This is a genomic window from Ancalomicrobiaceae bacterium S20 (assembly GCA_040269895.1).
Lineage (GTDB): Bacteria > Pseudomonadota > Alphaproteobacteria > Rhizobiales > Ancalomicrobiaceae > Methyloraptor > Methyloraptor flagellatus.
On record CP158568.1, the window covers coordinates 4396710 to 4409830 of the forward strand.

A 13121-nucleotide genomic window follows, 5' to 3' on the forward strand; every position below is an offset into this window, starting at 1 on the left:
CTACTGGATAGAAAGGCGTGCGGCGACGGTTATCGTTGGCATGGCGCGTGGTTCTACAGAAAATGGCAACAAACGACGGTCCCGACGAAAGTCTGCACCGGTGCTTGTGGACGCTCGCCCGAGAATTCGCATAATGCCGCGGGAAAGGGGAGACCAAAACCGGTGCTTGCGCTGCCGCACGCCGACACGGTCCGGATCTCCCCGATGAAAAGTTCGCTTGGGAGGAGCAGATGTCCGAGAACGTGTTCCCGGTACCGACGACGGTCGCCGAGACAGCCCTGGTCGACAACGCCAAGTATCTGGCGATGTATGAGCGCTCGGTGAAGGATCCGGCCGGTTTCTGGGGCGAGGCGGCCAAGCGCCTCGACTGGGCCAAGCCGTTCACCAAGGTCAAGAACACCTCCTACGATCCGCACAACGTCTCGATCAAATGGTTCGAGGACGGTGAGCTGAACGTCTCTTACAATTGCGTCGACCGGCATGCCGCGTCGAAGCCGGATGCGGTCGCGATCATCTGGGAAGGCGACGACCCGAAGGATTCGAAGGCGATCACCTACGGCGCGCTCAAGGACGAGGTCTGCCGCTTCGCCAATGTGCTGAAGGCGCACGGCGTCAAGAAGGGCGATCGCGTCACGATCTACCTGCCGATGATCCCCGAGGCGGCTTACGCGATGCTCGCCTGCGCCCGGCTCGGCGCGGTTCACTCGATCGTGTTCGGCGGCTTCTCGCCCGACAGCCTCGCCGGCCGCGTCGAGGACTGCGCCTCGTCGGTGATCATCACCGCCGACGAAGGTCTGCGCGGCGGCCGCAAGGTGCCGCTCAAGGCCAATGTCGATGCCGCGCTCGCCAAGTTCGCCGGCGTCTCGTCGGTGCTGGTCGTGCGCCGCACCGGCGGCGACGTCGCCATGCAGGCCGGTCGCGATTTCTATTATGACGACGAGGCGGCCAAGGTCTCGGCCGACTGCCCGGCCGAGCCGATGAACGCCGAGGATCCGCTGTTCATCCTCTATACCTCGGGCTCGACCGGCAAGCCGAAGGGCGTGCTGCACTCGTCCGGCGGCTATCTCGTCTATGCCTCGATGACGCACGAATACGTGTTCGATTATCATCCGGGCGAGATCTACTGGTGCACCGCCGACGTCGGCTGGGTCACCGGCCACAGCTACATCGTCTACGGCCCGCTCGCCAACGGCGCGACCTCGCTGATGTTCGAGGGCATCCCGACCTATCCGAGCGCGTCGCGGTTCTGGGACGTCGTCGACAAGCACAAGGTCAACATCTTCTACACCGCGCCGACCGCCATCCGCTCGCTGATGGGCGCCGGCGAGGAACTCGTGAAGAAGACCTCGCGTGCCTCGCTGCGCATCCTCGGTTCGGTCGGCGAGCCGATCAATCCGGAAGCCTGGCTCTGGTACTACAACGTCGTCGGCGACGGCCGCTGTCCGATCGTCGACACCTGGTGGCAGACCGAGACCGGCGGCATCCTGATCACGCCGCTGCCGGGCGCCACGGCGTTGAAGCCGGGCTCGGCGACGCGGCCGTTCTTCGGCGTGCAGCCGGCCGTGGTCGACGCGGAAGGCAACATCCTGGAAGGCGCGACCGAGGGGAACCTCGTGCTGCTCGACTCGTGGCCGGGCCAGATGCGCACGGTCTACGGCGATCACGAACGCTTCGTGCAGACCTATTTCTCGACCTACAAGGGTATGTACTTCACCGGGGATGGCTGCCGGCGCGATGCCGACGGATACTACTGGATCACGGGGCGCGTCGACGACGTCATCAACGTATCCGGACATCGCATGGGCACGGCGGAAGTGGAATCAGCGCTGGTCGCGCATCCGAAGGTCGCCGAGGCGGCGGTCGTCGGCTATCCGCACGACCTCAAGGGCCAGGGCATCTATGCCTATGTGACGTTGATGTCCGGCGAGGAGCCGACCGAGGCGCTGCGCAAGGAACTGGTCGCCTGGGTGCGCAAGGAGATCGGCCCGATCGCCTCGCCGGACCTGATCCAGTTCGCCCCCGGTCTGCCGAAGACCCGCTCGGGCAAGATCATGCGCCGCATCCTGCGCAAGATCGCCGAGGACGAGTTCGGCTCGCTCGGCGACACCTCGACCCTCGCCGATCCGGGCGTCGTCGACGACCTGATCGAGAACCGGCAGAACCGCCGGGTCGGGTGAGCGCACTCGGTCACCGCGACGAATTCGAGCGCGCGCCTCCGGGCGCGCGCTTTGCTTTCGGGGGATCGTCTCGGGATGCGGTCTCGGTTATGGAACGGGATCCGCCTGGGAGCGCGCGCCATGGTCTTCGACCGTCTCGACTTCCGCTTCGACACCGCCCATACCCCGCACGGGCGGCGGGAACTGGCGCGGCTCATCGAGGATGTGTTCGAGATCGACGTGACGCCGCTCGATCGGCTCGGGCATGATCCGAGCGTGGTGAGCTTCGGCTGGTGGGATGGTGAGACGCTCGTCGCCAATGTCTCGCTCTACGAACGGCGGCTGCGGCTTCTCGGGCGCGATCTGGCGGCGTTCGGGATGCAGTCGGTGGCGACGCGGCCGGAATGGCGGCGGCGCGGGCTGTTCGGCGATCTGATGCGCCGGGCTCTCGATTACGCCGATGCTCGGGCCGAACTGGTGATCCTCGGCACGGCGACGCCCGAGGTCTACGCGCCGTTCGGGTTCCGGCCGATTCGCGAGTTCTCTTGCTCCGGGCCGATCGTGCCGACGGTGGAGCCGGCCGAGGCGCGGCTCCTGTCGCTCTCCGACGACGCGGACGCCGCGTTGCTCCGGGACCTGTTCGCACTGCGAGCCCCGGTGTCGGACGTGTGCGCGGCGAGCGACCATCCGGCCTTGTTCATGCTGAAGGCGCTCGAGGACGAGGACGTCAGGCTCCTGCACCTGCCGCGGCTCGATGCAGTCGTCGCGGTCGAGGCGAGCGAACCGGGTGGGTCCGGCCGGCTCGTGCTGCTCGACGTCGTCGCGCCGCAAATCCCGCCGCTCGCGCGTATTGCGGCCGCCGTCGATGCGCGGATCCGGTTTGTCGAGGTCCAGTTGACGCCCGACAAGCTCGGCTGGACGCCGGCCGAGGTCGTCGCGGAGGATACCGGCTATCTCGTCCGTGGCGTCTGGCCGCTCGATGGCATGCCGGACTCGGTCCCGGCGATGCTGACGTCCATGGTGATCTGATCCGGGCCTGGACAGGTCACGCAGGAACCGTGGTCGGAACGCGGTTGCGCGATCAGACCGTGAAGGCGGCGCGGAAGCGGTCCAGCGCGACCTCGTCGTCGCCGGAGGGCCAGGCCTCGAGCCCGATCGTGCCGCGATAGCCCATGTCCTTCAGGGCGCGGGCGATCGCGGGATAATTGATCTCGCCGGTCCCGGGCTCCATGCGGCCCGGCACGTCGGCGACCTGGATCTCGCCGATGTGGGGCAGGGCCTTGCGGCACAGCGCGATCAGGTTCCCCTCGCCGATCTGCGCGTGATAGAGGTCGAGATTGAGCTTCAGGCCCGGGCGGTCGACGGCGGCGACCAGCGCCAGCGTGTCGGCGGCCCTGGCGAAGGGCGTCTTCGGGTGGTCGACGGCCTCGTTGAGGTTCTCGAGCACGAAGGTCACGCCGGCCTCTTCTCCGAGATCGGCGATCCGGCGCAGCGTGTCGAGGGCTTTCAGCCACATCGGACCGGTGACGACCTCGGCCTTTACGATCGGCAGCCCCTGGCCGTCGAGGCCGGTGCCGTGCAGGTTCAGTCGCGGACAGCCGAGCGTCTTGGCGACGGGGATCGACTGTCGCGCGGTGCGCAAGAGGTTGTCGGCACCGGCATCGTCGGCGAGCGTGCCGGTGATGTAGCCGGTCATCGAAGAGAAGCGGGCACCGGAGCGGGCGAGCGCGTCGATGTCGTGGCGCGTCCAGTCCCAGATTTCCACGTCGAAGCCGAGTTCGGCGATGCGGCGGGCGCGGTCCGCGATCGGGCGGTCGCGGAACATCATCTCGGCGCAGACGGCGAGAGTGAAGGGGTTTTGCATGGGGTCGCGTCCGTCGCTCGGGCGCGGTGTCGCTCGGGCCGACGTCGACCGCCGCCCGCGCCGATCCGTCGCCGCGTTCCTCCCGACGGCGGTTGCGCGCGGCCGGGCCGGCGCTCCGCCGTTCTCTCTCCGGCCGCGAACGAAAGCGGCCGGCCGCATCCATCAGGACGCGGGCCGGCCGGTCGGTCAAGTCGCCATTCCAGTTCGCACGAAAATCGAACGGGCGTTCCGTCCGATCTCAGCCGAACAGATCCTTGTCAATCTGGGCGAAATAGGTCGGCGGGGTCAGGCCGCGGCGGCGGCAGGCGGCGATCAGCGTGTTGCCGAGCAGGGTCGCGATCGTCATCGGGCCGACGCCGCCGGGCACCGGCGTGATGGCACCGGCGACTTTCGCCGCGCTCGCATAGTCGACGTCGCCGACGAGCTTGGTCTTGCCCTCGCCCTTCTCCGGCGCTGGCACGCGGTTGATGCCGACGTCGATCACGGTCGCGCCCGGCTTGATCCAGTCGCCCTTGACCAGCTCGGGAATGCCGACCGCGGCGACGACGATGTCGGCGCGCCGGCAGACGGCCGGCAGGTCCTTGGTGCGCGAATGGGCGACGGTGACGGTGCAGTTCGCCTTCAGGAGCAGCTGCGCCATCGGCTTGCCGACGATGTTCGAGCGGCCGACGACCACGGCTTCCAGGCCGGAGAGCTTGCCGAGGGTCGAGCGCAACAGCATCATCGAGCCGTAGGGCGTGCAGGGCACCAGGCTCCACTGACCGGTCGAGAGCTTGCCGACGTTGACGACGTGGAAGCCGTCGACGTCCTTGTCCGGCGCGATGGTCTCGAGCACCTTCGTCGAGTCGATGTGCTTCGGCAGCGGCAGCTGCACGAGGATGCCGTCGACGCCGGGATCCTGGTTCAGTCGCTCGACCAGCGCCAGAACATCGGCCTCGGGCGTGTCGGCCGGCAGCTTGTGTTCATAGGAGGTCATGCCGACCTCGACCGTCTGCTTGGCCTTGGACGAGACATAGACCTTGCTCGCCGGGTCCTCGCCGACCAGCACGACCGCAAGGCCCGGCACGAACCCGTGGTCGGCCTTCAGCCGCGCGACCTCTTCCGCGACCGCGCCCCGCAGCCGTTCCGCTTCCGCCTTGCCGTCGATGACCTTGGCGCTCATGTGGCTTCCGTCTCCCCCGAAAGGCCGCGCCATGCGCCGGCCGTCTCAATCCAACTCCGTCGAGGTCGCGAAGGCCGGCTCCCGGGCCTTAGCCGAGCGCGTCGATCTCCGCCAGGATCGCGGCTTGATCCCCGCGTATCTCGATGGTTTTGACGCGGCCGGTCTGGCCGGCGACGACCTCGACTTTCGTCTTCGCGACGCCGAGGCGCTTTGCGATCAGTGCGGCGATGGCGGCGTTGGCCGCCCCCTTCTCCGGCACCGCCCGGACATGGGCGAGAAGCACGGTCTCGCCGCTCGCGAGCACCTCGAACGGGCCGACGCTATCCTTGCCCGCGCGCGGGGTCAGCCGCACGCGCAGTCGCACCCCCTCGGACACGGGGACGCAGGCGGCGCGCGGGGCTGGGGCTGTCATCGCTCGGGGGCTCGTCGGGCTCGCGCCTCAGAACACCGCCGGCAGGACGTAGAGCACGAGCGAGCGCTGGACGATGTAGATGATCAGCAGCAGCACGATCGGCGACAGGTCGAGGCCGCCCAGGTCGGGCATGAAGCGCCGGATCGGGCGATAGAGCGGCTCGGTCGCGCGGTAGAGCACGTCGCCGATGGTCGAGACGATCTGGTTGCGCGGGTTGACCACGCCGAAGGCGTAGAGCCAGGAGAAGATCGCCGAGGCGATGACGATCCAGACGTAGAGATCGAGCAGGATCAGGATGGCTTCGACGATCGGGCGCATGAATTCATCCGGGGGTTCGTCAGGCGGGGACGTCAGGCGAGATCGCCAGGCGGGGTTCGTCGCGGGCGCGGCGCGCCGAGCGTCGGCGCCGCGGGGCGGGGCCGCGCGGAACCGAAGCCTGATGTAGCCTCTGGGCAGGACAATGCCAAGGTCGGGTTCGCGGCAGGGTGAACGGCGATGCGGCAGATCGGGCCGCGTGCGTGGACCGGAGCGCGGCCCGCACGAGACTTCGCTCGCCGTATGGCTCGCATCCACACCCGATGCAGGGCGCATCGCGTTCCCGCCGCGCAAGGTTTTGCCCAGGCGAAAAGAACCGGTGCGAGACACATTCGTGACGCTTGACAGGCCGGGGCGGCTCACCCTAAATGCCGCCACCTGAACGGGCCCCTCCGCGGGGCCCCCGGGGCTGTAGCTCAGATGGGAGAGCGCTGCAATCGCACTGCAGAGGTCAGGGGTTCGATTCCCCTCAGCTCCACCAGGTTCCCACCCTGGGTTTTCGACAAGGTAGACCGACGAAGCCGCGTTTGACGCGGCTTTTTTGTGCCCGGATTTCAAGATGCCTGTTCCGTCCACCCTTGGACGACGGCCCTGTCCTGGCCTGCTGCGGCTTGTGCGTAGAGGCGCCGAAATCGGGCGCGGCCTCGCCAAAAGGCAATGGCGGACCGGGCGGCCTTGCAGCGCCCGATCCGCCAATTCTTGGCTGATTCATGCCTTCAGGCGGTCGCCGGGAGTTCGGCTCCGACCGTGGACGTGCGCTCGGCCGGCACGTCGGCGGCTTCGCCGTTGAGCTCGCGGGCGAGGACCGTGCGGTCGCATTCGCCTTCCCACATCGCGATCACGATGCAGGCGACCATGTTGCTGACGAGGCTGGTCAGCGCGCGCGCCTCCGACATGAACCGGTCGATGCCGGCGATGATCACCACGCCGGCGACCGGCACCGTGTCGGGCATGGCGGCGAGGGTCGCGACCAGGGCCGCGAAGCCGCTGCCGGTGACGCCGGCGGCGCCCTTCGAGGTCAGCAGCATGACGAAGATCATCGAAGTGACCTGCCAGCCGGTCAGATGGATGTCCATCGCCTGGGCGAGGAACAGCGAGGCGAGCGTCAGGTAGATCGCTGTACCGTCGAGGTTGAACGAGTAGCCGAGCGGCAGGCTCAAGCCCACCGAACCCTTCGAACAGCCGAGCCGCTCGAGCTTGTAGAGCACGGCCGGCAGCACGGGCTCGGTCGAGGACGTGCCGAGCACGACCAGCAGTTCCTCGCGGAAGTAGCGCAGCACCTTGAACAGGCTGAAGCCGTGGAACCTGGCGAGCGCCCAGAGCACGACGAAGACGAAGAAGCCGCAGGCGACGTAGAGCGTGACGATCAGCAGGCCGAGGTTGCCGATCGTCTTGAGGCCGCTCTTCGCCACGATGAAGGCGATCGCGCCGAAGGCGCCGATCGGGGCGAGCTTCATCAGCGAGCCGAAGGCCATGAACAGCGCGGCCGAGAACGATTCCAGTCCGCGCAGGAAGGTCTCGCCGGCCAGCCCCGCCTTGCGCAGGCCGAAGCCGGCGACGATGGCGATGAACAGGACCGGCAGGACCTCGCCCTCGGCGAAGGGCGTGAAGAAGCTCTTCGGGATGATGTGCAGGAGCACGTCGACCGTATCGAGCGGCTTGGCCTGCGCGGCGTAGCGCGCGGCCTCCTTGGGGTCGATCGCGTGCACGTCGATGTGCATGCCGAGGCCCGGCTGGATGGTCTCGACCGCGATCAGGCCGGTCGCGAGACCCACGATGGTCAGGGCGTAGAACAGCAGCATCGTCTTCAGGATCGACGACCCGATGCTGCGCCCGGCATCGACATTGGCGATGCCGATCGTGATGGTGCAGAAGACGATCGGCACGATCATCATCTTGACGATCTTGATGAAGGCGTCGCCGAACGGCTTGGCGTGGCCGGCGATGTCGGGCGCGAAGTGACCGAGCGCGACGCCCAGGGCGACGCCGATCAGAACCTGGACATAGAGCAGCTGATAGATCGGTTTGCGGGTCCGCGGCGCATGGCCGGCTCCGACGGTGACGGGCGACATGGGCAATCCTCCGGATCTCTTGTTTTGCGGCGATTATGCACTCACTTCGGGTTCGCTTCACGCCGCCTCGGCGGCGGCGTGCACTTCGATGCGGGCGAAGACCGCGCCTTCGAACAGACGGCGCGCGGTCCGGATCACCGAGACGCGCGGTTCGGCGCCGACATGCCTGTCGATCTTCAGATCGAGCCGGCCGGCGGGATGACGGATCGAGAGCGCGCTCGCGGTTGCGGCATCGACCATGTCCGCCACGATCGTGCCGGGGGTCGCGCAGGCCGTGGCGAGGCCGACGCCGCCGGTCACCGCGAAAGCCTTGTGGCAGGCGTGGGGCATGAAGTAGCGCGCCGCGATCGCGGCCGGTTCGCCCGCGATCGCCGCGACGATCACCGGCTTCGGGATCACGAGTGCGCTGACGTCGCCGAGGCCCATCCGCCCGCCGGCCTCGCGGCGGATCCGCTCGAGCCGCGCCATGAACGCGCGATCGCCGTCGAGGGCGGCCGGCGTCTCGGTGGCGGTCTTGCCCAGATCGCTCGCGCGCAGGATCACCAGCGGCGTCGCGGCGTCGACGCAGCTCACCTCGACCCCGTCGATCGTGTCGCGCGCCGCGCCGGACGGCAGCAGCCTGCCGGTCTTGGCGCCGGCGGCATCGAGGAAGGTCATCAGGATCGGGGCGGCGGTGCCGGGCACGCCGTCGATCGCGGCCGCGCCCTCGTAGGTGACGCGTCCGCGCGGCGTCTCGACGGTCACGTCGATCAGCTTGCCGGTGTTGACGTTGTGGACCCGGACCGTGGTCGTCCCCGACGCCGCGGTGACCAGTCCCTGCTCGATCGCGAAAGGGGCGACAGCGGAGAGCATGTTGCCGCAGTTCGGCGAGGTGTCCACGGTGCGTTCGCCGACCTTCACCTGCGCGAAAAGGTAGTCCACGTCCGCGTCGGGCCGCGACGGGCGGCCGACGATCGCGACCTTGCTGGTCAGCGGATTGCCGCCGCCGATGCCGTCGATCTGCAGCTCGTGGCCGGCGCCGAGCGCCGAGATCAGGATCTCGTCGCGCGCGGCACGATCGGCCGGCAGATCCGTCGCCAGAAAGAACGGACCCCGTGACGTACCGCCGCGCATGAGCACGCAGGGCACTCGAACCGAGTGCTGCATCGTCCCCTCCCGAATTCGAGGCTTGCATCAATTGAACCGATTGATGCGATAATCCACGGATTCCGGCGAAGGTTAAATGCAAAGATTCGAGGTATTATTCCGATATGCGGATCAATTTCGAGCTCCTCGACATCAGGGCCTTCCTGGCGGTGGTCGACCACGGCGGCTTCAATCGCGCGGCAGAGGTGCTGAACCTGTCGCAGCCGGCGCTGACGCGTCGGATCCAGTCGCTGGAGGCGTCGATCGGCGCGCCGCTGCTCGAACGGACCACGCACCGCGTGTCGCTGACGATCGCCGGCCGGTCGTTCGCGCCGCTGGCGCGCCGGCTGATCGGCGACCTCGAGGAATCGCTGCTGAGCATCGCTGGCGTCGGCGGACGGCAGGGCGGCCACATCACGCTCGCTTGCGTGCCGACGGCGGTCGTCTACTTCCTGCCGGAAGCGATCGCGCGGTTCGCCGGCCAGTACCCGCGAATCCGGTTCCGCATCCTCGATCTGTCGGCCAACGACGGGCTGGAGAGCGTTCGCAACGGCGAGGCCGAGTTCGGCATCAACCTGATGGGAAGTTCTGATCCGGATCTGACCTTCACGCCGCTTCTCGAGGATCCATTCGTGCTCGCCTGCCGGACGGACCACCGCCTCGCGGCGGCGGAGACCGTCACCTGGCGCGATCTCGAAGGCGAGCCGCTGATCGGCGTCAGCCGCGCGAGCGGCAACCGCGTCACGCTGGAGAATGCGCTCGCCGGCGCCAACGTGCGGCTCGATTTCCAGTACGAGGTCAACCACCTCGCGACGTCGCTCGGCCTCGTCGAACGTGGTCTCGGCGTCTCGGTCCTGCCGAAGATGGCGACGCCGCCGGGCGAGCATCCGGTGCTGATCAGCAAACCGATCACGACCCCGGTCGTGTCGCGTACGATCGGGCTGGTGGAACGCCGCACGTCCCGGCTGTCCCCAGCGGCCCAGAAGTTTCGCGACATGCTGGTGGAGCACCTGCCGGCCTGAGGCCCGCCGCCGCGCGCCGGACCGCGACGGGCCTCATTCGCACCGCTGCGGTCCCGTGGGTCCACATTGTGGTCCAAGCTTTTCCGCATGGGCCCTATCGCTCATGAAACTCGTGATTCTTCGGTCCAGATTCTGTAAGTCTCGGACAGGGCGCGCGGTCATCGCGCGTTTCGTCCAATCAAGAACGACCGGAGGAGACACATGGGCCAGGAAACGGGCGGGGATATGGAGCCGGGCGCGCGCAAGGTCGCGCTGGTGACGGGCGCGGCGCGCGGGATCGGACTTGCGGCGACGCGGCGGTTTCTGGCCGAGGGGTGGTCGGTCGCGATGTTCGACATCAATGGCGAGACGCTCACCGCGGCGGTCGCGGCGCTGGCCGAGCCGGAGCGGACGCTGGCGATCGTCGGCGACGTCTCGGTACCGGCGGCGGTCGCCGGCGCGATCGAGGCGGTCACCGCGCGCTTCGGCCGGCTCGACGCGCTGGTCAACAATGCCGGCGTCGCGATCTTCAAGCCGGTGCTCGAGACCGCACTCGCCGACTGGCAGCGCATCATGGACGTCAATCTGACCGGGCCGTTCCTGATGACGCAGGCGGCCGCGCCCGTGATGGCCGAGACCGGCGGCGGCGCGATCGTCAACATCACCTCGATCTCGAGCCTGCGCGCTTCGACGCTGCGGGTGGCCTACGGCACCAGCAAGGCCGGGCTCGCGCATCTGACCAAGCAGTTCGCGGTCGAACTCGCCGGCTACGGCATCCGCGTCAACGCGGTCGCACCCGGTCCGGTCGACACCGCGATGGCCAAGGCCGTGCACACGCCGGAGATCCGTGCCGATTATCATGACACGATCCCGCTCGGCCGGTACGGCCTCGAGGAGGAACTCGCCGACATGATCGTGTTCCTGTGCTCGGATCGCGCCACTTACGTCACCGGGCAGATGATCTCGGTCGACGGCGGCTTCGAGGCGACCGGCATCGGCCTGCCGACGCTGCGCAAGGCGCGCAATCGCTGAGCGCGGGCGCGGAATTCAGGCAAGGACGTCCATCGGTACGGGCGGGTGGCCGGAGCGGCCGCCCGCCTGCATTGTTTCCGGCGCTCAATTCCTTGGCCGTTCAGGCACTTCGCCGCCTAGTCGCCGGGCAGTCCGCTGCCTTCGTGGGCGGGGCGGCGGGTGGCGGTCGTGGGCCGTGCGCCGCTGTCGGCCCGGCCCGGCCGCGTCGGCCGGCATGGCATATGGCTTGCTGATCTTTCTCGCCCTCTGCGCGCTTAGGCGCGTCCGCCTCTGGCCGGTCGGCCGGCGCGGTCGGGGCTTCGGCCCTTCCCTGTCGATCGAGGAAATCACGCCATGCGACGCTGGTTCGTTGCTCTTGCAGCCGCCTTCGCCACGACCGCCGCGCTCGCCGCCCCGGCGGCGGCGGAATCGGTGGTCCGCTACGGCATTTCGATGTCGGACATCCCGCTCACCACCGGCCAGCCGGACCGCGGCGCCGGCGCCTACCAGTTCACCGGCTACACGCTCTACGATCCGCTGGTCGCCTGGGAGATGGACGTCGCCGACCGGCCGGGCAAACTGGTGCCGGGACTCGCGACCGAATGGAAGCCCGATCCCGCAGATCCGACGCACTGGCGCTTCACGCTGCGCAAGGGTGTGAAGTTCCACGACGGCAGCGATTTCAACGCCGACGCGGTGGTCTGGAATCTCGACAAGGTGCTCGACGACAAGGCGCCACAGTTCGACAAGCGTCAGTCCGCGCAGGTGAAGCCGCGGCTGCCCTCGGTGAAGAGCTGGTCCAAGATCGATGACTACACGGTCGAGATCGTCACCAAGGAGGTCGACAGCTTCTTCCCCTATCAGATGCTGTGGTTCCTGGTGTCGAGCCCGGCGCAATACGAGAAGCTCGGCAAGGATTGGGACAAGTTCGCCGCCGCGCCGTCCGGCACCGGGCCGTTCAAGCTCGACGTGTTCAAGCCGCGCGAGAAGGCCGAGCTGGTCAAGAACACGGCCTATTGGGACCCGAAGCGGATCCCGAAGGTCGACCGCCTCGTTCTGCTGCCGATCCCGGACATCCTGTCCCGCACCAACGCGCTTCTGTCGGGCCAGGTCGACCTGATCGAGACGCCGGCGAGCGATGCCGTGCCGCAGCTGAAGGCGGCGGGCATGAAGATCGTCACCAACGTGACGCCGCACGTCTGGAACTATCACCTGAGCCAGCTGCCCGGCTCGCCCTGGACCGACATCCGGCTGCGCAAGGCGCTGAACCTCGCCATCGACCGTGCGGCGGTGGTCGATCTGATGGGCGGGCTCGCGGCGCCGGCCAAGGGGCAGGTCGACCCGTCGAGCCCGTGGTTCGGCAAGCCGAGCTTCGAGGTGAAGTACGATCTCGCGGCGGCGAAGAAGCTGGTCGCGGAGGCCGGCTACTCGCCCGAGAAGCCGCTGAAGACCACCTTCGTCATCGCCCAGGGCGGCACCGGCCAGATGGCGTCGCTGCCGATCAACGAGTTCATCCAGCAGTCGCTGCGCGAGATCGGCATCGACATCTCGTTCAAGGTCGTCGAACTCGAGGTGCTCTACACGCACTGGCGGCGCGGCGCGAAGGACGAGATGAACAACGGGATTACGGCGGAAAACGTCGCCTATGTCACCTCCGACCCGCTCTACGCGCTGGTGCGCTTCTTCCATTCGAACCAGATCGCGCCGACGGGCGTGAACTGGGGCTACTACATGAACCCCAAGGTCGATGCGCTGATCGACAAGGCGAAGCGGAGCTTCGACGTCGCCGAGCAGGACAAGCTGCTCGCCGAGGCGCATCAGCTCGTGGTCGACGACGCCGTGCTGGTCTGGGTCGTGCACGACACGAACCCGCATGCGCTGTCGCCGAAGGTGAAGAAATTCGTCCAGGCGCAGCACTGGTTCCAGGATCTGACCACGATCGGCGTCGATTGAGATCTTCGGGCGGGTCCCTATCTAAGCAGGACGCGGATGGGCATCCGCGT

11 protein-coding genes and 1 tRNA gene are annotated in these 13121 nt (G+C 67.9%); 6 read left to right on the forward strand and 6 right to left on the reverse strand.

Annotation, left to right across the window (positions count from 1 at the left end):
* The first annotated feature begins 230 nt into the window (after positions 1-230).
* Both acs and ABS361_19850 read left to right on the forward strand, forming a co-directional pair.
* The gene (gene acs, locus ABS361_19845; GenBank protein ID XBY44257.1) at positions 231-2177 is read left to right on the forward strand and encodes an acetate--CoA ligase; all 1947 of its coding nucleotides are present in this window, start codon (positions 231-233) and stop codon (positions 2175-2177) included.
* Between the two features lie 51 nt (positions 2178-2228).
* Complete coding sequence (locus ABS361_19850) at positions 2229-3185, forward strand: GNAT family N-acetyltransferase (GenBank protein ID XBY44258.1); 957 nt, start codon at positions 2229-2231, stop codon at positions 3183-3185.
* Between the two features lie 52 nt (positions 3186-3237).
* Here ABS361_19850 and ABS361_19855 read toward each other — a convergent pair whose 3' ends face one another.
* The 4 genes from ABS361_19855 to ABS361_19870 all read right to left on the reverse strand — a co-directional run bounded on the left by ABS361_19855 (position 3238) and on the right by ABS361_19870 (position 5912).
* On the reverse strand, positions 3238-4020 hold the full coding sequence (locus tag ABS361_19855) for a TIM barrel protein (protein ID XBY44259.1): 783 nt from the start codon (positions 4018-4020) through the stop codon (positions 3238-3240).
* 238 nt (positions 4021-4258) lie between these two features.
* Entirely contained in the window at positions 4259-5182 is a 924-nt protein-coding gene (gene folD, locus ABS361_19860; protein ID XBY44260.1) for a bifunctional methylenetetrahydrofolate dehydrogenase/methenyltetrahydrofolate cyclohydrolase FolD, read from the reverse strand.
* A gap of 88 nt (positions 5183-5270) precedes the next feature.
* A complete protein-coding gene (locus tag ABS361_19865; GenBank protein XBY44261.1) occupies positions 5271-5594 on the reverse strand; it encodes a DUF167 family protein in 324 nt (107 codons plus the stop codon).
* Between the two features lie 27 nt (positions 5595-5621).
* Positions 5622-5912, reverse strand: coding sequence for a YggT family protein (locus tag ABS361_19870; protein ID XBY44262.1), 291 nt, complete (start codon positions 5910-5912; stop codon positions 5622-5624).
* Between the two features lie 402 nt (positions 5913-6314).
* On the opposite strand from ABS361_19870, the gene ABS361_19875 reads away from it, so the two are divergent.
* Positions 6315-6390 (forward strand) — tRNA-Ala (locus ABS361_19875).
* A gap of 235 nt (positions 6391-6625) precedes the next feature.
* Here the strand turns inward: ABS361_19875 and ABS361_19880 are convergent.
* Both ABS361_19880 and ABS361_19885 read right to left on the reverse strand, forming a co-directional pair.
* Positions 6626-7981, reverse strand: a complete 1356-nt coding sequence (locus tag ABS361_19880) for a cation:dicarboxylase symporter family transporter (GenBank protein ID XBY44263.1) — start codon at positions 7979-7981, stop codon at positions 6626-6628.
* 57 nt (positions 7982-8038) lie between these two features.
* Positions 8039-9127 (reverse strand): 4-oxalomesaconate tautomerase, encoded by a 1089-nt coding sequence (locus tag ABS361_19885; protein ID XBY44264.1) that lies wholly within the window; start codon positions 9125-9127, stop codon positions 8039-8041.
* 104 nt (positions 9128-9231) lie between these two features.
* Here ABS361_19885 and ABS361_19890 point away from each other — a divergent pair, with 104 nt between their 5' ends.
* The 3 genes from ABS361_19890 to ABS361_19900 all read left to right on the forward strand — a co-directional run bounded on the left by ABS361_19890 (position 9232) and on the right by ABS361_19900 (position 13071).
* Positions 9232-10128, forward strand: coding sequence for a LysR family transcriptional regulator (locus ABS361_19890; GenBank protein XBY44265.1), 897 nt, complete (start codon positions 9232-9234; stop codon positions 10126-10128).
* Between the two features lie 225 nt (positions 10129-10353).
* On the forward strand, positions 10354-11139 hold the full coding sequence (locus ABS361_19895; GenBank protein ID XBY46959.1) for an SDR family oxidoreductase: 786 nt from the start codon (positions 10354-10356) through the stop codon (positions 11137-11139).
* Positions 11140-11472: 333 nt separating this feature from the next.
* Positions 11473-13071, forward strand: coding sequence for an ABC transporter substrate-binding protein (locus ABS361_19900; GenBank protein ID XBY44266.1), 1599 nt, complete (start codon positions 11473-11475; stop codon positions 13069-13071).
* The last annotated feature ends 50 nt before the right edge of the window (positions 13072-13121 follow it).

What these genes read in the sequence shown, in the direction of transcription:
- ABS361_19885 (XBY44264.1), bottom strand. Translation starts at nt 9,127, where the DNA reads ATGCAGCACTCGGTTCGAGTGCCCTGCGTGCTCATGCGCGGCGGTACG.
- ABS361_19900 (XBY44266.1), top strand. Translation starts at nt 11,473, where the DNA reads ATGCGACGCTGGTTCGTTGCTCTTGCAGCCGCCTTCGCCACGACCGCC.
- folD (XBY44260.1), bottom strand. Translation starts at nt 5,182, where the DNA reads ATGAGCGCCAAGGTCATCGACGGCAAGGCGGAAGCGGAACGGCTGCGG.
- ABS361_19880 (XBY44263.1), bottom strand. Translation starts at nt 7,981, where the DNA reads ATGTCGCCCGTCACCGTCGGAGCCGGCCATGCGCCGCGGACCCGCAAA.
- ABS361_19855 (XBY44259.1), bottom strand. Translation starts at nt 4,020, where the DNA reads ATGCAAAACCCCTTCACTCTCGCCGTCTGCGCCGAGATGATGTTCCGC.
- ABS361_19870 (XBY44262.1), bottom strand. Translation starts at nt 5,912, where the DNA reads ATGCGCCCGATCGTCGAAGCCATCCTGATCCTGCTCGATCTCTACGTC.
- ABS361_19895 (XBY46959.1), top strand. Translation starts at nt 10,354, where the DNA reads ATGGAGCCGGGCGCGCGCAAGGTCGCGCTGGTGACGGGCGCGGCGCGC.
- acs (XBY44257.1), top strand. Translation starts at nt 231, where the DNA reads ATGTCCGAGAACGTGTTCCCGGTACCGACGACGGTCGCCGAGACAGCC.
- ABS361_19865 (XBY44261.1), bottom strand. Translation starts at nt 5,594, where the DNA reads ATGACAGCCCCAGCCCCGCGCGCCGCCTGCGTCCCCGTGTCCGAGGGG.
- ABS361_19890 (XBY44265.1), top strand. Translation starts at nt 9,232, where the DNA reads ATGCGGATCAATTTCGAGCTCCTCGACATCAGGGCCTTCCTGGCGGTG.